Here is an 18,420-nt window from a genome sequence, read left to right on the forward strand (position 1 = left end):
CGCCTGGCCCGGACCGGGAGCGACTCAGCGCACGATCAGGTCGATCAGCCACTGCGCCTGCCGGTACGGCGGCTTCAGCAGGTCGCCGCCGCTGCGCCGCGCCTGCCACAGGATCGGCAGCTGCTTGCTCATCGCATCGAAACCGGCGCGGCCGTGATAGGCCCCCATCCCGCTGGGGCCGATGCCGCCGAACGGCAGGTCGTTGATGGCGAAATGGAACAGCGTGTCGTTGACGCAGACGCCGCCGGCCAGGGTACCGCGCAGGATCCGCTCCACCTGCGCGCGGTCGTGGCTGAACGGGTACAGCGCCAGCGGCCGGTCGTGCGCGTTGACGTAGTCGATGGCCTCGTCCAGCGAGTGCACGCTGCGGATCGGGAACACCGGGCCGAAGATCTCCTCCTGCATCACCGTGGCGTCGTCGCCGGGCTCCAGCACCAGGGTCGGCGGGAACAGCCGCTGCGCCGGGTCGGCCTGGCCCAGTTCGATCACCTCCAGGCCGCGGGCGCGGGCGTCGTCCACATACCCCTGCAGGCGCGCGTACTGGCCGGCGTTGATGATGCGGCTGTAGTCCTCGTTGCCGGCCAGCGCCTGGCCGTAGCGCGCGCGCACCTGGGTGCGCAGCGCCTGCACCAGTGCGTCGCGGCGCGCCGCCCCCACCAGCACGTAGTCCGGGGCGATGCAGGTCTGCCCGCCGTTGAACCATTTGCCGGTGGCCAGCCGCGCCGCGGCCAGTTCCAGCGGATAGTCGTCGCAGACGATCGCCGGCGACTTGCCGCCCAGCTCCAGCGTCAGCGGGGTCAGGTTCGGCGCGGCCGCGGCCATCACCCTGCGCCCGACCGCGGTGGAGCCGGTGAACACCAGGTGGTCGAACGGCAGCGCGGCGAACGCGGCGGCGACCTCGGCCCCTCCCTCGGCGACGGCGACGCGCCCGTCAGGGAACACCTCGGCCAGCAGCTCGCGCAGGAAGGCACTGGTGCGCGGCGTGTGCTCGGAAGGCTTCAGGTAGACGTGGTTGCCCGCGGCGATGGCCGTGGCCAGCGGGATCAGCGCCAGGTTGACCGGGTAGTTCCAAGGCGAGATGACGCCGACCACGCCCACCGGCTCGGCGCGGATCTCCGCGCGTGCCGGCAGGAAGCGCCAGCCCACGCCGACCCGGCGCGGCTTCATCCAGCGGCGCAGGTGCCGGCGCAGGTGGTCGATCTCGTTGAGCACGGCCATGCCGTCGGCGATGCGCGATTCGTGCAGTGAACGGTGGCCGAAATCGGCGGCAATGGTCTGCGCCATCGCCTCGAGCCGCCGTTTCAGGGCCTGGCGCAGGCGCAGCAGGTCGGCGCTGCGCTGCGCGCGGTCCGGCTTGCGCGCCTGCCAGGCGGCGCGCAGGCGATCCAGCGTCGGGCGCAGTTCGGAAATGGGCGTGGTGGTGGTGTCCATGGGCTCGAGTCTAGTGGCTGCACCGCGATGCGCGCGACGCGGCGCCGGTGGCGGGCCAGAAGCAGGGGCTGCCCGGGCCAGCGGGGTACCGGCAGCGCACCGGCGCCCCGCTGGCCGGGCGGTCAGAACCGGTACATCAGTTCCATGCCGTAGAACCGCGGCTCGCTGACGCCGGCAGCGGTGGTGCCGACCACCGTGGTGCCATAGGTGTACAGCCCGTTCACGTAGCGGTTGTCGAAGACATTGTTGGCGTAGGCAGCCACGCTCCAGTGCGTGGACGGCGAGCGCCAGCGCAGGTACAGGTCGGTGCGGTTGCGTTCCTCGCCGATGGTGAACGCGGGATAGCGCCCGCAGTTGCCCTGGCTCAGGGAACCGGCGTTGCAGCGCGCGCTGCCGCCATAGGAATGGCGTGCCGAGAACATCAGCTCGCCATGTGCGCCCAGCGGCACGGTGTAGGCGGCCCCGGCGGCGAAGGACAGGCTCGGCTCGCCAGTCGGCTGCCCCCCCAGGTCGACCCCTTCCGGGGTGACGTAGTTCTTGTAGGTGGAGTCGATCCATTCGACGGCGACATCCATGCTCAGATGCTCGCTGGCCTGCCAGCGCGCGCTGAAATCGACACCGCGCGCGGCCAGGTCGCTGGTGCTGACCACATAGCGCGGGATGTCGGACGTCGTGTCCAGCCGGATCGCCTGGCGGTTGTCGTAGACGTAGTGGAACACCGACGCCTCGTACTGGATGCGCAGGTCGCGCAGGTCGCGCTTGATGCCGGCCTCGAAGTTCCAGACGCTTTCGTTGGCGAAGCTGGCGCCCGGCGAGAACGCGTTGTAGCCGCCGGCCTTGTAGCCCTTGGCCACCGAGGCGAACAGCATGGTGTCGGCGGACGGGTGGTAGTCGATGACCAGGCGCGGGCTCCAGTCGCTCCACGCGTGGCTGGCGCGGTTGGTCACGCCCTTGTTGGCCATCGAGACCGGGTCGCTGAAGGCCAGGTCGAAACCGGCCAGGAACGCGGCATCGATCGGAATCAGGCCGTCGCCATCGGTGTCCATGGCGCACAGGCCCAGCGCCTGGCACGGCACCGGCTGCGGCAGCACGCCGTACTGCTCCAGCGCCTGCAGCGCCTGGTTGAGGGCATCGGCGCGGTGGTGGTCGTTGAACCAGGTGAACGCCTTGCGGTCGCGCGTATAGCGCAGGCCGAAGGTCAGGTTGAGCGTGTCGGTGGCGTGCCAGATCACGTCGCCGAACAGCGCGTAGGCGGTGGAATCGACGGTGTTGTCATAGGCTTCGCGCCACGGGTGGCCGAACAGCTGCACCGGGAGGCCGTAGAAGTCGGCCGCATCCTGCAGCATGCCGAACAGCGGCATCCCGTACAGGCCGGCCGCCGCGGTATTGATGCTGTCGCTGGTCAGGTCGACCACGCTGGATTGGCGCGCCTTTTCCTGGAACCAGCTGGCACCGGCCACCCAGTCCAGCCGCCCGGTGTTGCCGCTGAACTTGAACTCCTGGTACCAGGTGGTGTTGTCCTCGATGTTGATGGTGTCCAGGTACAGCTCGCGGCGCGGGGTGCCGTCTTCCTCGGCGCGGTTGTAGGTATCGAAGCTGCGCCAGGCGCTGGTCGACACCAGGTGGCCCCATTCGAACGCGTGGTCGAGGATCAGGGTCGCGCCATCGAACGTGCGCGTCTCGTTGTTGTCCACCACGTCGGTATAGGCGGCGTGGCCGATCGGGTCCTGGTAGTGCGCCGGATCGGCGGGCACCGGCGGCAGCCCCGGCGCCGGCGGCAGCGCGACGATGCCGATGGCCGGGCGTGAACGCTGGTCCAGGTCCTCGTGGTCCCAGCTCAGCAGCATCTGCGTGTTGTCGTCGATGTCCCAGCGCAACGCCGCGCGCGTGGCCCAGTTGCGGCCGTCGTCGAGCGGCCTGCCGGTGGCCGCGTCCCTGACCCAGCCGTCGGTCTGGCTGTTCATCGCATTGAAGCGGAAGGCCGCGGTCTCGCCGGCCGGCAGGTTGAGCATGCCATCGAAGTACTGCTTGCCATGGTTGCCCACGCGCACCCGCGCGCGGCCGCCGAACTGGTCGTCGGGCCGCCGGGTCACGATGGACACCGCACCGGCGGCGGTGTTGCGCCCGAACAGGGTGCCCTGCGGGCCCTTCAGCACTTCGATGCGCTCGACGTCCAGGAACGGCAGCACGGTGCCGCCGCCGCGGCCGGCGTAGACGCCATCGACATAGACGCCGACGGTCGGGTCGGTACCGATGCCGAAGTCACCGGTACTCAGGCCGCGCAGCTTGAAGCTGGCCTGGGTGGGCTGGTCGTCGCTGATCGACAGGCCCGGGACGAAACTGTCCAGGTCGCCCAGATTCTCGGCCATGGTCTGTTCGATGACGCTCTGGCCGACCACCTGCAGGGCGATGGGGACATCCTTGAGTTCCTGCTCGCGGCTCTGCGCGGTCACCACGATCCGGTCCAGCTCGATCGCCTCCGGTGGCGCTGGCGGCGGATGCTGCACCTGCGCCTGCACGGCCAGTGCCGGCGTGGCCAGCAGCGAGCCCAGCAGCGCCCTGCGGACGCCGCGCGACAATCGGTTGTATGTCTTCGCGTTCCCCTTTCCCATGTGAGTCCCCCTTGCCACCGTTGGCGCGCGGCGATACCCGGGCCGCGCCCTTCCCGTCGTACGTGCGGTTCCGGCGCTAGGCGCCGCAGTCCTGCGCGGACATCGCCGCGATCCACTGCCGTATCAGCTCCACGCCCTCTTCGTGGACCAGGCCGCGCCCCAGCTCCGGCATCATCACGCCCGGGTCCACGCTCTGCATGCGGTAGGTCAGGATCGAATCGTCCGGCGCGCCGGGCACGATGTCCCAGGCGCGGTTGCCGGTTCCCTGCCCCGCGGCGATCGGCAGCTTGCAGCGGCCCAGCCGCAGCGGATCGCGGGTGTCGGCGTCCAGCCACATGCCGGAGGTGCGTGCCGCGCCGCGCGGGCTGTGGCAATGCCCGCAGTTGATGTCCAGGTACGAACGCGCGCGCGCCTCCAGCGGCGCGGCGCGGTCGTTCCAGGCTACGTTCCGCGGCAGTTCGCCGGCAGGCAGGTCGCCCAGGTAGCCCACGTCCTGCCAGTGCCGCAGTTGGTTGGCCTTGCCGCCGGCATAGGCGAAGTCATGGTTGAGATGCCGTGCCCTGGGGCCGATCGGGAAGATCTGCCGGGAGGTGAGGTCGGTGCCGTGGCAGCCGGCGCACTGGTTCTCGTCGGGCACCATGTACTCCAGCGGCTGGCGCCTGCCGTCCGCGCCGGCCAGGGTCAGCGGCACCAGTTCGCCGGTGCGCATCAGCCGTGCCTCGGTCTGCCCGGCATTCCACACATAGGGCAGCGCGATCCAGCCCGAGGCACGACGCACCAGCAGCCGCGTCTCCACCAGCCGCACCTTGCCCAGCGTCAGCCCGCCGTCCGCGTCCGCGCCGGTGTCGTCGCTGCGCAGCACCGTGTCGCCTTCGCCACGCGGGTAATAGAAGGTCTTGCTGATGATGGTGCCGACCGGGAAATCGATCGCCCCGTCCTGCCGGTAGCGCGCGGGCGTTCCGGCCGGCATCCACACCGTGCGCAGCTTGTGCGCGTAGTCGGTGAACAGCGCACTGTCCAGGTCGTACGGCAGCACCTGCGCATTGAGCCGCAGGCGGCCGTCGGCCACGTACACCACGTTCCAGTCGGACAGGTGTTCGGGCTGGCCCTCGGCAAAGAAATGCACGGGCGCCGGGGCACGCGCGCAGGCGCCCAGGGCGAGCAGTCCGGCCAGTCCCAGCAGGATCCGATGCAGCGACATGCGCCCCACCTCAACCGCGCTTCAGGTCGACCGCCGGCAGCGACGGCAATGTGCAGTCGTAGCGCGAGGCGTCCTTGCTCGGGTTCTTGTAGCCGCCGGGACCGTCGGCATTGAGCACGCCGGAGACGCCGCGCAGGCAGATCTGCGGGCCTTCGGCACGCCGCGGATTGACGTAGCCGTCGAACAGAACGTCCGGAAAATGCCCGGTCAAGCCGTACATCGCCACCTTCAGGGCCTTGAAGTCCATGCGGTCGGGCGAATCGCCGCCGCCGGACAGGCGGTTGCCATGCACGTGGATGCGTTCCGGGTACGGATCGAACCCGTCGGAGGCCTTGTCGTCCTTGTAGCCGGTGGAGTACACGCTGGAAACGATGATGTTGGCGGTGCGGTTGCCGCCGATGTCGTTGTCGAAGATCTCGATGTTGTCGTTGGAGTTGATCACCACGCCACTGCCGGCCGGCACGCTGGCCACCGGGGTGCCCTTGGCGCCGAAATTGTCGTGGTTGTTCTCCACCACCTTGTTCCGGAACACCCGGATCGCATCGCCCTGCTGGGTCAGCGCCGGCATGTTGAACACCAGGATGCCGCCGGTGTTGCCGGTGGCCAGGTTGTCGTGGACGTCGGCGTTGATGGTGTTCTCGATCTCGATGCCGGCCACGTTGCGCTCGGCACGGTTGTTGCGGACGATGACATCGCGCGACTGGCCCACGTAGATGCCCGAATCCGAGGCGCCGATGGCCACCGAGTCCTCGATCAGCACGTTCCTGCACAGCACCGGGTACAGGCCATAGCCGCCGTTGCTGGTCTTCGGCCCGCCGGTCCACTCCACGCGCACGCCGCGGACGGTGACGTTCTCGCACTGGCTGATCTTGAAGCCGTCGCCCTTGCTGTCCTCGATCGCCAGGTTCTCCAGGGTGAAACCGTTGGCGTTCACCAGCAGGCCCTCGGCGCCGGCCTTCTGGCCCTTGAAGCTGAGGATCGACTTGTCCATGCCCTTGCCGCGCAGGGTGACGTTGTCCACGCGCAGGCTGAGGCTGCGGTCGAACTGGAAGGTACCCTCCGGCACCTCGATCACGTCGCCGGGCCTGGCGTCGAGCAGCTTCTCCTGCAGCACCCTGGCGAAGCCGGCGTCAGCGGGCGCCGGAACCGGTGCCTCGGGCGCCTTCCGGCACCCGGAGAGGACGAGCGCAACAGCGCCGATCGTGCCGACAAGAATGCTGCATTGCATGAATTCTCTCCCGTACGTGCTCGCCAAGTCTGCGCCGCAGTCTGGTGCGCCGGGGCACATTGCGCGAAGGGCATAAGCGGCATACAAAGGGGGGCAAAACGGACAATCGGAAGGACTTCGGATGCGTTTGAACACCGCAATCGGCGACGACCTGTCCTCCGCCGACCGGCCGACCAACATCCTCTGCGGGCTGATGCAGTTCGCCGCCGAGAGGGGAACCGACTGCAACGCCTGGTTCGCCGGAACCCGCCTGCAGCCCGAGGAAATCAGCAACCCCGACACCCGCATCTCCTACCGGCAGGCGAGCACGGTGATCCGGCGTGCGCTGGCCGCGCTGGCGGTCGAGGGCCTGGGCCTGGTGCTGGGTGGCCGCCAGAACCTGGGCAACTTCGGCCTGCTCGGGCTGGCGATGAAGACCGCGCCCGATTTCGGCGAGGCGGTACGCGTCGGCCTGGCCTACCAGCGCAACAGCGGCGCGCTGATGGACATCACCCTGGCCGAACAGGGCGACGGCTGCGTGGCGGCGGTCGCCAGCGCGCCGGAGGAGGCCCGCGACCTGCAGCCATTCCTGTGCGAGGAACTGTTTTCCAGCGTGCTGCAGCTGGTGCGCGAACTGGTCGGCCCCGGGTTCTGCCCGCAGCGCCTGGAGCTTGGATACGCGGCGCCGCACCATGCGCAGCGCTACCGCGACGTGTTCGGCTGCGAGGTGCGCTTCGACCAGCCGCGGCACGCGCTGGTGATCGACCGGCGCTGGCTGGAACTGCCATTCACCAGCTACAACCCGGTGACGTCGAACCAGGTGATGACCCTGTGCCGCATGCAGATGGACGCCCGCCCGGCATGCGGCGAGACCACCGCCGCGCTGGAGAGCCACCTGCGCACCCGCCTGCGCGAGAACCCGCAGATGGCCGAGATGGCCGCGGCGCTGCACCTGAGCGAACGCACCCTGCGCCGGCAGCTGGCCGAGGAAGGCACCTCGTTCAGCGCGATCCACGACCGCGTGCGCACCAAGCGGGCGATGGAACTGCTGCGCGACCCGAGCCTGTCCATCGTCGCCATCGGCGGCCGGCTCGGCTTCAACGACGCCCGCGAGTTCCGCCGCGCGTTCAAGCGCTGGACCGGACGCGCGCCGAGCCAGGCACGACGCTCCGGCGATTGAAGGCACGCAGGGCCGCGGGTGCGGCGCACCGTGACGGATGCCGGCGGCAGGACGGACAACGCCGCGCATCACTGCGCGGCGTCGGTCCTGCCCCCATGGCCCGGCACCGGGCGCGACCGCTCAGCCGCGCAGCTGGGCCAGCGCCTCGCGCGTCATCGGGTCGGCGATCTCCACCGCCTCGCCCTGCAGCGCCGGCAACAGCTGGTTGGCCAGCTGCTTGCCCAGTTCGACGCCGAACTGGTCGAAGGCGTTGATGCCCCACATCAGCGACTGCACGTAGACCGCGTGCTCGTACATGGCGACCAGCGCGCCCAGCGCATGCGGGGTGAGCGCATCGAGCAGGATCAGCGTGCTCGGGCGTCCCCCCGGGTACTGGCGGTGCGGATCGTCGCTGTCCTGGCCGTTGGCCAGGGCCTCGGTCTGCGCCAGCAGGTTGGCCAGCAGCGCCTGGTGGTTGACGGTGTACGGGTCGTCGCCGCGCACGCAGCCGATGAAATCGGCCGGCACGATGCTGGTGCCCTGGTGCAGCGCCTGGAAGAAGCTGTGCTGCACGTCGGTACCCGCCCCGCCCCACCACACCGGCACGGTGTCGGTCTCGACCGGGCTGCCGTCGAGCCTGACCCGCTTGCCCAGGCTTTCCATCACCAACTGCTGCAGGTAGGCCGGCAGCAGCGCCAGGCGCTGGTCGTAGGTCATCACCGCGTGGGTCGCGCAGCCAAGCACGTTGCGGTTCCAGATGTCGGTCAGCGCATGCAGCACCGGCAGGTTGCGCTCCAGCGGCGCGCTGGCCGCATGCGCGTCCATTGCCGCCGCACCGGCCAGCAACTGGCCGAAGCGCTCGAAGCCGATCGCCAGCGCGATCGGGAAACCCACCGCCGACCACAGCGAATAGCGGCCGCCGACCCAGTCCCACATCGGCAGCACCCGCGCGGCATCGATGTCGAAGGCACGGGCGGCGCGCTCTGGATTGGCGCTGACCGCGTACAGGCGCTCGCTGCCGCCCAGCCAATCGCGCAGGATCGCGCCGTTGAGCAGGGTTTCCTGGGTGCCGAAGGTCTTGGAGATCAGGATGCCGGCGGTGGTCGCCGGGTCCAGCGCGGCCAGCGTGCGCTGCATCGCCGCGCCGTCCACGTTGGAGACGAAATGCACGCGGAAGCGCGCGCCGCTGGCCGGGCGCAGCGCATCGGCCACCAGCCGCGGGCCCAGGTCGGAACCGCCGATGCCGACGCTGACGATATCGGTGACATTGCTGGCCTCCAGCGCCTGCACCAGGGCACCCATGCGCGCCTGCACGGCAGTGGCTTCGGCATGCGCGGCGACCGCTGCCGGGGCTTCGCTGGCCGTACCGCGCAACGCGCTGTGCAATACCGCGCGGTCCTCGGTGAGGTTGATCCGCTCGCCGCCGAACAGGCGCGCGAAGCCGCCGGCGACATCGCGCTCGGCGGCCAGCTGCAGCAGCGCCTGCAGGGCGGCGCGGTCGTATTTCTGCCGCGCGAAGTTCACGTACAACGGACCGACCTTGAGCGCCAGGGCTTTCACCCGGTCCGGCTCGGCAGCCAACAGCGAAGGAATACCCGTGCCCTGCAGACGCTGGGCGTGGGCGTGCAATGCGGTCAATCCGTTGTGCGTGGTCATGCGGCCTGTGTGGGGATGGAGTGGTTGGTGTGGGTGATGCGGTTGTTGCCGTCGACGTAGACCAGCTTGGGCTGGAAGCTGTCGGCCTCGGCCTCGCTCATGCTGGCGAAGGCGGCGATGATGATGACGTCACCCACCTGCACGTGGCGCGCGGCGCCGCCGTTGAGCGAGATCACCCCGCTGCCGGCTTCGGCGCGGATGGCATAGGTGGAGAAACGCGCGCCGTTGGTCACGTCCCAGATGTGCACCTGTTCGAACTCGCGGATGCCGGTGGCTTCCAGCAGGTCGCCGTCGATCGCGATGGAGCCTTCGTAGTTCAGCTCCGAATGGGTGACGGTGGCGCGGTGGATCTTGGTCTTGAGCAGGGAAAGTTGCATGGCGATGCCGGAAAACTGCGAAAGAAAGCACGCAGTCTAGCACCGGCGGGGGCCCGCGCCCGCACTGCAACATGAGCGGCCGCGCCCGGCCGCACGGGCATGAAAATGGCGCCACGAGGGCGCCATTGCAGGACATCGGGCCGCCTCGGCCAGGACAATGGGAGTCCCGGCCGGGGCCGGGTCAGAACTCGATGTTGTCGATCAGGCGGGTGTTACCCAGCCGGGCGGCGACCAGCGCCACGCGCGCGCCGCTGGCGCCCTCGCCCGGCTCGCCCAGGTCCGGCTGGCGCACCACCGCGTAGTCGACCTGGAAGCCGGCCGCCTGCAGCCGCGCCGCGCCCTCGGCCTCGACCTGCGCCCGCGGGGTGCCGGCCAGGCTGGCGTCGCGCATGCCCAGCAGCACGCGCCGGATCAACGCGGCCTGCGGGCGGGTGTCGGCGGTGAGGTACTGGTTGCGCGAGCTCATCGCCAGGCCATCGTCCTCGCGCACGATGTCGCCACCGACGATCTCGATCGGGAACGCCAGGTCGGCCACCATCTGCCGGATCACCGCCAGCTGCTGGTAGTCCTTGCGGCCGAATGCGGCCATGTCCGGCTGCACCTGGTTGAACAGGCGCGAGACAACGGTGCATACGCCGTCGAAATGGCCCGGGCGGTGGGCGCCCTCGAGCAGCGCACTGACCCCCGGCACGTGCACCTTGACCGCCAGTTCCACGCCAAATGGATACATCGACTCGACCGTGGGCAGCCACAGCACGTCGCAGCCGGCCTGCTCAAGCCCGCTGGTGTCCGCCTCGGGAGTGCGCGGGTAACGGGTGAAATCCTCGTTCGGGCCGAACTGGGTCGGGTTGACGAACACGCTGGACACCACGCGGTCGGCATGCCGGCGCGCCAGCGTGACCAGCGAATAGTGGCCGGCGTGCAGGTTGCCCATGGTCGGCACGAAGCCCACCCGCAGCCCTTCGCGCTTCCAGCCGCCAACGATGGCGCGCAGCCGGGAAAGTTCGGTGACGGTTTCGATCATGATGCGTACGCATGCTCCGCGTCGGGGAAGGTACCGGCGCGGACCGCGTCGGCGTAGGCGCGGACCGCACCGGCCACCGAACCGCCTTCGGCAAGGAAATCCTTGACGAACTTGGGCCGGCGGTGGCCGCTGTCCAGGCCGAGGAAATCGTGCATCACCAGCACCTGGCCGTCGCAGCCGGGGCCGGCACCGATGCCGATGGTGGGGATCGCCACGTCGGCGGTGACCTGCGCGGCCAGCGGCGACGGCACGCATTCGAGCACCAGCAGCGCGGCGCCTGCGGCAGCCACGGCGCGGGCGTCGGCACGCAGCCGCTCGGCGGCTTCACCGCGGCCCTGCACCTTGAAGCCGCCCAGGGTCAGCACCGACTGCGGGGTCAGGCCCAGGTGCGAACACACCGGGATCTCGCGCTCGACCAGGTAACGGATCACGTCCAGCTTGAAGCCGGCGCCCTCGATCTTGACCATCTCCGCGCCAGCGCGCAGCAGCTGCAGCGAGGCCTCGAACGCGCGCTCGGGGGTGGCGTCGGCGCCGAACGGCAGGTCGGCCACCAGCAGCGCGCGCTGCAGCACGCGCGCGACCGCGGTGGTGTGGTAGGCGATGTCGGCGACGGTGACCGGCAGGGTCGAGTCGTGCCCCTGCACCACCATGCCCAGCGAATCGCCGATCAGGATCAGGTCGACCCCGTTGGCGTCGAAGGCGCGGGCGAAACCGGCGTCGTAGGCGGTCAACATCACCAGCTTCTGGCCGTTGCGCTTGGCCTCGGCCAGCGCCGGGACGGTCCAGGGCTTGCTGTCTGCGTGGGTGCTCATGTGGGGATAACGATCGGTGATGAGCCGCGCATTATCCCCCTATCGGCGCGATACCGCAGGTTTCGGTGGCGGCCAGCGCGCCACGCACCGTTCCATGGCCGGGAATCACCGCCTCCGGCGCCACCTCGGCCAGCGGCAGCAGGGCGAATGCGCGCACGTGCAGGTGGGGGTGCGGCACCTTGAGCTGTGGCAGGTCGATCACCTGCTCCCCGTACAGCAGCAGGTCCAGGTCGAGCGTGCGCGGCCCCCAGCGCTCGCCGGCCATGCGCACGCGGCCGAACGCCTGCTCGGTGGCCAGCAGGCGCTCCAGCAGGACCGGCGCCGGCAGCGTGGTCTCCAGCGCCACCGCGGCATTGATGAAGTCCGGCTGGTCCGGGTTGCCCCAGGCCGGGGTGCGGTACAGCCGCGAGGCAGCGAGCAGCCGGCACTGCGGCAGCGCCGCCAGCGCCTGCACCGCCGCACGCACCGTCGCCGGCGCGTCGCCGAGGTTGGCGCCCAGCCCGACGCACGCCATGACCATGTGGCTTACTCGCCCGCGGCGGCGCTGCTGCGGCGGCGACGGCGGCGACGGCGCGGCGCCGCGCCCTCTTCGGCAACGCCCTCGGCATGCAGCGAGTCCAGCGCCGACTCCAGTTCGCGCCCGGACTGCTGCTGCGCCTCGCGCCAGAAGGCGATGTCGGCGGCATGTTCGCTGGAGGCGGCCTGGCGCAGCACCAGGAAATCGAACGCCGCGCGGAAGCGCGGATGGGTCAGGGTGCGGAACACGCGCTTGCGCTGGCGCGTGGCGAAGCGCGACTGCAGCAGCCAGATCTCCTGCATCGGCAGCGAGAACCGGCGCGGCAGCGCGATGGTGTTCAGCTGGTGCAGGGTGACCCGGTCGGCGGCGCGACGCTGTGCCTCTTCCGGTGCCAGACCCTGCCGCTGCAGCGCGATCAGGGTGCGGCAGAACGCCGGCCACAGCAGCAGCGCGAACAGGAAAGCCGGCGACACCGGCTCGTCGTTGGCCACCCGCTCGTCGGTGCTGCGCAGCCCCTCGACCACGAAGCGGCGCAATGCGCCACTGCGGTTGCTCTTCAGCGCGGCCGCGCTTTCCGGGAACAGGGCCGGCAGCAGGCCATGGCGCTCCAGCCCCTCGAAGCTGGCCACGCCATGCCCGGACAGGAACAGCTTGAGCACCTCCTCGAACAGGCGTGCCGGGGCGGCCTCTTCCAGCAGCCCGGCCAGGCGCGGGATCGGCGCGGCGGTGGCCGGCTCGATCCCGAAATCGAGCTTGGCCGCCAGGCGTACCGCGCGCAGCATGCGCACCGGGTCCTCGCGGTAGCGCTGCTCGGGGTCGCCGATCAGCTTCATGCGCCGCGCCAGCACGTCCTCGAACCCGCCGACGTAGTCGCGCACCGAGAAATCCTCGATGGCGTAATACAGGGCGTTGCAGCTGAAGTCGCGGCGCAGCGCATCGTCCTCGATGCTGCCATAGACGTTGTCGCGCACCAGCATGCCGTTCTCGACCTCGCGGTCGCCGCTGCCGTCGTCGCTGTTGGCGCGGAAGGTGGCGACCTCGATGATCTCGCGGCCGAACACCACGTGCGCCAGGCGGAAGCGGCGGCCGATCAGGCGGCAGTTGCGGAACAGCTGCTTGATCTGCTCCGGCGTGGCGTCGGTGGCCACGTCGAAATCCTTGGGCCGCCCCCCCACCAGCAGGTCGCGGACGGCGCCGCCGACCAGGTAGGCGCCGAACCCGGCCTCGCGCAGGCGGTAGAGCACACGCAGCGCGTTGGGACTGACGTCCTTGCGCGAAATGGTGTGCTGGTCGCGCGGGATGACGCGCAGGGTGAACGGCGTTGTAACTGTGGAATTGATGTTGGCGATTCCGGTTGGGGTTGCAGGGTTGCCTGACGGCAAACAGGTGCATATACTAGCGCGCTCGCCGGACGCGACCAAACGCTCCCTTCGTCTAGTGGTTAGGACGTGGCCCTCTCAAGGCTAAAACAGGGGTTCGAGTCCCCTAGGGAGCGCCAACTCCGTCCGCGAAATCAAAAAGCCCCGCCTGTGCGGGGTTTTTTGTTGCCCGCGCCACGGCCGGCCGCAAGGACGGCCGCCACCGGCTTCGGCCGCGACGCCGCGCCAGCGCCATGCAGTGACTCCGCCACCGCGGCCTGCCTGCATGCGCGCCGGCAGGCATCGCGAATGAAAATGGTCCCGCCCGGCACCCGCATCCTGCTCTAGAATTACCGGGTTCAACGCCGGACCCCGTCATGCCCTTTGTCGTCACCGAAAACTGCATCAAGTGCAAACACACCGATTGCGTCGAAGTCTGCCCCGTGGACTGCTTCCATGAAGGCCCCAACTTCCTGGTGATCGACCCGGACGAGTGCATCGACTGCACCCTGTGCGAGCCGGAATGCCCGGTCAACGCCATCTATCCGGAAGACGACGTGCCCGGCGGCCAGGAGGGCTTTGTCGCGCTGAATGCCGAACTGGCCAAGGTCTGGCCGGTGTTGACGGTGCGCAAGGACCCGCCGGCCGATGCCGCCGAATGGGATGGCAAGCCGGACAAGCTCAAGCTGCTGGAACGCTGACCCGGCAACAGGCCACGCGAAAAAGGGCGCCATAGGCGCCCTTTTCGTTTCCCGCGCCCGGTCGCCGGTGATGCCCGGCCCGGGAAGCGGCACTGCCCATGGCGGCACGCCGCCATGGGTCGCGGCGGCGGCGCTTACGGCGCCAGCTTGGCCTTCAGCGCGCCGAGCAGCTTGACCGCCGCCGGGTCGGTGGCCGGCAGGCCACGCGGATCGACCGCCGACACGTAGGCACCGGCATCGACGCCGACCACGCGCACCAGGAAGTTGCTGCCCTCATAGGCCACGTCGTACGAGCCCAGCAGCTGCGCACGGCTGGCGATGGTGACCCCGTCGACCGTGGCCAGCGCGTCGCCGACCTTGCCGAACACCTCGTCGCGGCTGCCGCTGACGGTGAAACCGCCCTGCGCCGGCTGGGCCGCGGCGGGCTGGGCCGGACGCGCGGCGGATGCCAGCGCCGGCACCTGCGATGCACCGGCGGTGTTGGGCAGGGTCAGGTCCGGCGGCACTTCGAGCGGACGCATTTCCGGCGCCAGCGCATAGTCGCCGCGCGCGCCACGCTTGAAGCAGCCGGTCGCGGTGACGGTGGTGGCGATGGCCAGCAGGGCCAGCGAAAGTGCGCGGACAGCGGAACGGGAATGACGCATGGTGGATCTCCAGGTTCTGGCCACTGCAGGTTCAGTGGCTGGATAGTTCTTCCAGCGCGCCCACGTCGGCCGCCAGGTGGTCGGCGGCGGCGTGGTGCGGAGCGGAAAGGGGCAACAGCGGCAGGCGCAGTCCATGACCGATGCCCAGGCGCTGCAGCAATGCCTTGACCGGGACCGGGTTGGACTCGAGGGTGAAGAAATCGTGGTAGGGCTGCAAGCGCGCATCCCAGGCTTCGGCGGCGGCATGGTTGCCGGCGCGCGCCAGGTCGCACAGGGTACGGAAAGCGCCCGGCAGGACATTGGAACCGACCGACACCAGGCCGTCGGCACCGGCCAGGAGCGCGCGCGCGGCGCTGGCGTCGTCGCCACCGAGGATGGCAAAGCCATCGCCGCGCAGCGCCAGCAGCGCCTTCATGCGGGTCATGTCGCTGACCGCCTCCTTGATGCCGACGATCCGCGGATGCGCCGCCAGCTGCGCCACGGTGTCGGGCAACAGGTCGCAGCCGGTGCGGCCGGGCACGTTGTACAGCACCACCGGCAGCCCGCCCTGTTCGGCCACGGCCAGGTAATGCTGGCGCAGGCCTTCCTGGGTCGGGCGCACATAGGGCGGAGTCACCACCAGCGCATGGGTGGCGCCGTTGCGCGCGGCGCGGCGGGTCGCCTCGATGGTCCGGGCGGTACCGGAATGGCCGGTCCCGGCCAGCACCGGCATGCGGCCGCCGAGGGCCTCCACGGCGGTGCGCAGCAGGGTGTCGTATTCGGCATCGGACAGAGTCGCCGCCTCGCCGGTGGACCCGGCCACCACGACGCCCTGCGCACCGCCGGCCACCTGCCGCGCCAGCAGGCGCCGCCAACCCTCGCCATCGAGCGCGCCGTCGGCAAGGAATGGCGTCGCCAGGGCGGTGATGAGGCCGGAAATGGACAAGGGAAACGCCGTTCTTCGAGGGGGCTGGGAATCCCGCCTGGCGGCGGGTTCGTGACCGGGGGCATGTTACTTGCCGGTCGAAAGCACGGGCAAGTATGCTGGGTGCCAGCGAACGTGCCCGCGCCGGCGCCGTTCAGACTCACAGAGCATCCCGGAACCACCTTGACCAACAGCACCCCGCGGCCGCAGCCGACCGAAAACCACCTCCTGATCAACGCCTATACGACGCATCCGGAGTCTCCCCTGCTGTCCGTCACCCGCCGCATCGCCGACAGCGGCTGCAACCTGGTCGATGCACGGCTGTCCACGGTGGGGCGCGATGTCTCGGTCACCACGCTGGCCACCGGTTCGTGGGACGCGGTGGCCAAGCTCGAGGCGATGCTGACCCGGCTGGAGCGCGAGGAAGGCCTGAAGCTGGTGTGGTACCGCACCGCCGCCAAGCAGGCCCAGTCCAACCTGCTGCCCTACATCGTGGAAGTGATCGCCGCGGACAAGCCCGGCATCCTGTTCCAGCTGGCCGACTTCTTCGACCGCCAGGGCATCACCATCGAAAACCTGCAGAGCACCCGTTACCAGGCCATGCAGACCGGCGCGGAGATGTTCTCCGCGCAGATCACCATCGGCGTGCCGGCCAACATGCACATCGCCGCCCTGCGCGACGATTTCCTCGAGTTCTGCGACCACCTCAACCTGGACGCCATCATGGACCCGATGAAGTTCTGAACATTCGCGCGTCCGTCACGCGCGGGCGGCGTTTCATGTAGCTGCAATGGAAGTACCCCAGGCTCCGGAAAGGATCTGATGAACATCGGCGATACCCTGGACCGCACCACCCTCGAGCTGCCGCTGGCCTTGTCCGGCGGCGCCACCACCACCCTCGCCGCGCAGGCCGGCCACTGGCTGGTGCTCTACTTCTACCCGAAGGACAGCACCCCCGGCTGCACCACCGAGGGCATCGACTTCAACGCCCTGCTGCCGCAGCTCAAGCGGGCCGGCGCCGTGGTGTTCGGGGTCTCGCGCGACTCGGTCAGGTCGCACGACAACTTCTGCGCGAAGCAGGGCTTCGGGTTCCCGCTGGTCAGCGATGCCGACGAGGCGTTGTGCACGGCCTTCGACGTGATCCGCATGAAGAACATGTACGGCAAGCAGGTGCGCGGCATCGAACGCAGCACCTTCCTGGTCTCGCCCGACGGCACCCTGGTGCAGGCCTGGCGCAAGGTCAAGGTCGCCGGCCATGCCCAGGCCGTGCTCGACGCCCTGAAGGCCGCCCGGTCCAAGTGAGTCCCATCGCCCACCTCGTCCGCCGCGCCCCTGCCCCGCAGGTCGTGGCGGTTTTTCCCTGCCCGTAACCAGGAATCGACGATGACCCGAGGCAAGCGCATCTACGTGCTGGATACCAACGTGCTGATGCACGATCCGACCGCGCTGTTCAAATTCGAGGAGCACGACGTCTACCTGCCGATGCAGGTGATCGAGGAACTGGACAACGGCAAGAAGGGCACCTCCGAGGCCAGCCGCAACGCGCGCCAGGTCAGCCGCTTCCTCAACGAGCTGATCGAGGCTTCCGGCATCGGCGGCATCGCCAAGGGCGTCCCGCTGGTGCTGCCGCAGGGACTGCAGCTGCGCGGCGCGCGCAGCGCCGGCCACCTGTACTTCCAGACCAGCCATTTCGAGGCCGGCAAGAGTTTCGGCGCGGTGATCCCGGACAACGCGATCCTCGGCGCGATCCTCGCGCTGAAGGAACAGACCCCGGACGTGCCGGTGGTGTTCGTCTCCAAGGACATCAACCTGCGGATCAAGGCGGCCATCGCCGGCATCGACTCGGAGGACTACGAGAACGACCGCGCGCTGGACGACTTCAGCCTGCTGTACACCGGCGCCTCGGCCCTGCCGGAGGATTTCTGGAAGAAGCATGCGGGCGACCTGCGCAGCTGGAGCGACAAGGGCCGCACCAGCTACGAGATCCGCGCCACCGACGACGAACAGTGGTTCCCCAACCAATACGTCTACCTGCCGGGCGATGACGAGGTCGAACTCAAGGTCGCCAGGGTCGAGGCCGACGGCCGCATCACCCTGACCCTGGTGGATGACTTCCGCCACGGCGCGCATTCGGTATGGGGCATCACCGCACGCAACCGCGAGCAGAATTTCGCGCTCAACGCGCTGATGGACCCGGAGATCGACTTCGTCACCCTGCTCGGCACCGCCGGCACCGGCAAGACCCTGCTGGCGCTGGCCGCCGGCCTGGCGCAGACCATGGATACCCAGCGCTACCGGGAAATCATCATGACCCGCGCCACGGTCAGCGTCGGCGAGGACATCGGCTTCCTGCCCGGCACCGAGGAAGAGAAGATGACGCCGTGGATGGGCGCGCTCACCGACAACCTGGAAGTGCTCACCCACAACCAGGAAGGCGGCGCCTGGGGCCGTGCGGCCACCAACGACCTGCTCGCCTCGCGCATCAAGATCCGCTCGCTGAACTTCATGCGCGGGCGCACCTTCCTGTCGCGCTACCTGATCCTGGACGAGGCGCAGAACCTCACCCCGAAGCAGATGAAGACGCTGATCACCCGCGCCGGCCCGGGCACCAAGATCGTCTGCCTTGGCAACGTCGAGCAGATCGATACGCCCTACCTGACCGAGACCACCTCGGGCCTGACCTACGCCGTGGACCGCTTCAAGAACTGGCCGCACAGCGCGCACATCACCCTGCGCCGGGGCGAACGCTCGCGGCTGGCCGACTACGCATCCGAAGTACTGTGACCTCGCCGACGCGATGCCCATCCCTCCCGACCG

Annotated in this window: 17 protein-coding genes and 1 tRNA gene; 6 read left to right on the forward strand and 12 right to left on the reverse strand. The window is 69.5% G+C overall.

Translation table 11 applies throughout. The features are described 5' to 3' along the window. Nucleotides 1–24: 24 nt before the first annotated feature. The 4 genes from F0P95_RS13225 to F0P95_RS13240 all read right to left on the reverse strand — a co-directional run bounded on the left by F0P95_RS13225 (nucleotide 25) and on the right by F0P95_RS13240 (nucleotide 6,472). Nucleotides 25–1,431, reverse strand: coding sequence for a coniferyl aldehyde dehydrogenase (locus F0P95_RS13225; protein WP_182334616.1), 1,407 nt, complete (start codon nucleotides 1,429–1,431; stop codon nucleotides 25–27). Nucleotides 1,432–1,553: 122 nt separating this feature from the next. Next, on the reverse strand, nucleotides 1,554–4,043 hold the full coding sequence (locus F0P95_RS13230; RefSeq protein WP_182334617.1) for a TonB-dependent receptor: 2,490 nt from the start codon (nucleotides 4,041–4,043) through the stop codon (nucleotides 1,554–1,556). Nucleotides 4,044–4,119: 76 nt separating this feature from the next. Further along, on the reverse strand, nucleotides 4,120–5,244 hold the full coding sequence (locus tag F0P95_RS13235) for an SO2930 family diheme c-type cytochrome (RefSeq protein ID WP_182334618.1): 1,125 nt from the start codon (nucleotides 5,242–5,244) through the stop codon (nucleotides 4,120–4,122). 10 nt (nucleotides 5,245–5,254) lie between these two features. Beyond that, on the reverse strand, nucleotides 5,255–6,472 hold the full coding sequence (locus F0P95_RS13240) for a parallel beta-helix domain-containing protein (RefSeq protein ID WP_182334619.1): 1,218 nt from the start codon (nucleotides 6,470–6,472) through the stop codon (nucleotides 5,255–5,257). Between the two features lie 121 nt (nucleotides 6,473–6,593). Here F0P95_RS13240 and F0P95_RS13245 point away from each other — a divergent pair, with 121 nt between their 5' ends. After that, nucleotides 6,594–7,631: an AraC family transcriptional regulator gene (locus F0P95_RS13245; protein ID WP_182334620.1), complete on the forward strand. Its 1,038-nt coding sequence runs from the start codon at nucleotides 6,594–6,596 to the stop codon at nucleotides 7,629–7,631. A 120-nt stretch (nucleotides 7,632–7,751) separates the two neighbouring features. Here F0P95_RS13245 and pgi read toward each other — a convergent pair whose 3' ends face one another. The 6 genes from pgi to pcnB all read right to left on the reverse strand — a co-directional run bounded on the left by pgi (nucleotide 7,752) and on the right by pcnB (nucleotide 13,378). Beyond that, nucleotides 7,752–9,266, reverse strand: coding sequence for a glucose-6-phosphate isomerase (gene pgi, locus F0P95_RS13250; protein ID WP_182334621.1), 1,515 nt, complete (start codon nucleotides 9,264–9,266; stop codon nucleotides 7,752–7,754). Further along, nucleotides 9,263–9,643, reverse strand: a complete 381-nt coding sequence (gene panD / locus F0P95_RS13255; protein ID WP_182334622.1) for an aspartate 1-decarboxylase — start codon at nucleotides 9,641–9,643, stop codon at nucleotides 9,263–9,265. The genes pgi and panD overlap by 4 nt, the downstream gene beginning before the upstream one ends. 181 nt (nucleotides 9,644–9,824) lie before the next feature. Next, nucleotides 9,825–10,667, reverse strand: coding sequence for a pantoate--beta-alanine ligase (gene panC / locus F0P95_RS13260; protein WP_182334623.1), 843 nt, complete (start codon nucleotides 10,665–10,667; stop codon nucleotides 9,825–9,827). Next, a complete protein-coding gene (panB, locus tag F0P95_RS13265) occupies nucleotides 10,664–11,479 on the reverse strand; it encodes a 3-methyl-2-oxobutanoate hydroxymethyltransferase (RefSeq protein WP_182334624.1) in 816 nt (271 codons plus the stop codon). Before panB ends, panC begins: the two co-directional genes overlap by 4 nt. Before the next feature lie 31 nt (nucleotides 11,480–11,510). After that, nucleotides 11,511–11,999, reverse strand: a complete 489-nt coding sequence (gene folK / locus F0P95_RS13270; protein ID WP_182334625.1) for a 2-amino-4-hydroxy-6-hydroxymethyldihydropteridine diphosphokinase — start codon at nucleotides 11,997–11,999, stop codon at nucleotides 11,511–11,513. Nucleotides 12,000–12,004: 5 nt separating this feature from the next. Continuing rightward, a complete protein-coding gene (gene pcnB / locus F0P95_RS13275; protein WP_182334626.1) occupies nucleotides 12,005–13,378 on the reverse strand; it encodes a polynucleotide adenylyltransferase PcnB in 1,374 nt (457 codons plus the stop codon). A 41-nt stretch (nucleotides 13,379–13,419) separates the two neighbouring features. Between pcnB and F0P95_RS13280 the strand changes: the two genes are divergently transcribed. After that, nucleotides 13,420–13,494, forward strand: a tRNA-Glu gene (locus F0P95_RS13280). 237 nt (nucleotides 13,495–13,731) lie between these two features. Then, entirely contained in the window at nucleotides 13,732–14,055 is a 324-nt protein-coding gene (gene fdxA, locus F0P95_RS13285; protein WP_182334627.1) for a ferredoxin FdxA, read from the forward strand. 134 nt (nucleotides 14,056–14,189) lie between these two features. Here the strand turns inward: fdxA and F0P95_RS13290 are convergent, their stop codons facing one another. Both F0P95_RS13290 and dapA read right to left on the reverse strand, forming a co-directional pair. Next, nucleotides 14,190–14,699, reverse strand: a complete 510-nt coding sequence (locus tag F0P95_RS13290; RefSeq protein WP_182334628.1) for a hypothetical protein — start codon at nucleotides 14,697–14,699, stop codon at nucleotides 14,190–14,192. Between the two features lie 31 nt (nucleotides 14,700–14,730). Continuing rightward, the gene (dapA, locus tag F0P95_RS13295; RefSeq protein ID WP_182334629.1) at nucleotides 14,731–15,624 is read right to left on the reverse strand and encodes a 4-hydroxy-tetrahydrodipicolinate synthase; all 894 of its coding nucleotides are present in this window, start codon (nucleotides 15,622–15,624) and stop codon (nucleotides 14,731–14,733) included. Nucleotides 15,625–15,687: 63 nt separating this feature from the next. Here dapA and F0P95_RS13300 point away from each other — a divergent pair, with 63 nt between their 5' ends. The 3 genes from F0P95_RS13300 to F0P95_RS13310 all read left to right on the forward strand — a co-directional run bounded on the left by F0P95_RS13300 (nucleotide 15,688) and on the right by F0P95_RS13310 (nucleotide 18,387). Continuing rightward, nucleotides 15,688–16,347, forward strand: a complete 660-nt coding sequence (locus F0P95_RS13300) for a glycine cleavage system transcriptional repressor (RefSeq protein WP_380610844.1) — start codon at nucleotides 15,688–15,690, stop codon at nucleotides 16,345–16,347. A 78-nt stretch (nucleotides 16,348–16,425) separates the two neighbouring features. After that, complete coding sequence (locus tag F0P95_RS13305) at nucleotides 16,426–16,905, forward strand: peroxiredoxin (RefSeq protein ID WP_182334630.1); 480 nt, start codon at nucleotides 16,426–16,428, stop codon at nucleotides 16,903–16,905. Between the two features lie 81 nt (nucleotides 16,906–16,986). After that, nucleotides 16,987–18,387, forward strand: coding sequence for a PhoH family protein (locus tag F0P95_RS13310; protein WP_182334631.1), 1,401 nt, complete (start codon nucleotides 16,987–16,989; stop codon nucleotides 18,385–18,387). The last annotated feature ends 33 nt before the right edge of the window (nucleotides 18,388–18,420 follow it).

It is taken from the genome of Stenotrophomonas acidaminiphila (assembly GCF_014109845.1).
GTDB classification, from domain to species: domain Bacteria; phylum Pseudomonadota; class Gammaproteobacteria; order Xanthomonadales; family Xanthomonadaceae; genus Stenotrophomonas; species Stenotrophomonas acidaminiphila.

What these genes read in the sequence shown, in the direction of transcription:
- F0P95_RS13225 (WP_182334616.1), bottom strand. Translation starts at nt 1,431, where the DNA reads ATGGACACCACCACCACGCCCATTTCCGAACTGCGCCCGACGCTGGAT.
- F0P95_RS13230 (WP_182334617.1), bottom strand. Translation starts at nt 4,043, where the DNA reads ATGGGAAAGGGGAACGCGAAGACATACAACCGATTGTCGCGCGGCGTC.
- F0P95_RS13235 (WP_182334618.1), bottom strand. Translation starts at nt 5,244, where the DNA reads ATGTCGCTGCATCGGATCCTGCTGGGACTGGCCGGACTGCTCGCCCTG.
- F0P95_RS13240 (WP_182334619.1), bottom strand. Translation starts at nt 6,472, where the DNA reads ATGCAATGCAGCATTCTTGTCGGCACGATCGGCGCTGTTGCGCTCGTC.
- F0P95_RS13245 (WP_182334620.1), top strand. Translation starts at nt 6,594, where the DNA reads ATGCGTTTGAACACCGCAATCGGCGACGACCTGTCCTCCGCCGACCGG.
- pgi (WP_182334621.1), bottom strand. Translation starts at nt 9,266, where the DNA reads ATGACCACGCACAACGGATTGACCGCATTGCACGCCCACGCCCAGCGT.
- panD (WP_182334622.1), bottom strand. Translation starts at nt 9,643, where the DNA reads ATGCAACTTTCCCTGCTCAAGACCAAGATCCACCGCGCCACCGTCACC.
- panC (WP_182334623.1), bottom strand. Translation starts at nt 10,667, where the DNA reads ATGATCGAAACCGTCACCGAACTTTCCCGGCTGCGCGCCATCGTTGGC.
- panB (WP_182334624.1), bottom strand. Translation starts at nt 11,479, where the DNA reads ATGAGCACCCACGCAGACAGCAAGCCCTGGACCGTCCCGGCGCTGGCC.
- folK (WP_182334625.1), bottom strand. Translation starts at nt 11,999, where the DNA reads ATGGTCATGGCGTGCGTCGGGCTGGGCGCCAACCTCGGCGACGCGCCG.
- fdxA (WP_182334627.1), top strand. Translation starts at nt 13,732, where the DNA reads ATGCCCTTTGTCGTCACCGAAAACTGCATCAAGTGCAAACACACCGAT.
- F0P95_RS13290 (WP_182334628.1), bottom strand. Translation starts at nt 14,699, where the DNA reads ATGCGTCATTCCCGTTCCGCTGTCCGCGCACTTTCGCTGGCCCTGCTG.
- F0P95_RS13300 (WP_380610844.1), top strand. Translation starts at nt 15,688, where the DNA reads ATGTTACTTGCCGGTCGAAAGCACGGGCAAGTATGCTGGGTGCCAGCG.
- F0P95_RS13305 (WP_182334630.1), top strand. Translation starts at nt 16,426, where the DNA reads ATGAACATCGGCGATACCCTGGACCGCACCACCCTCGAGCTGCCGCTG.
- F0P95_RS13310 (WP_182334631.1), top strand. Translation starts at nt 16,987, where the DNA reads ATGACCCGAGGCAAGCGCATCTACGTGCTGGATACCAACGTGCTGATG.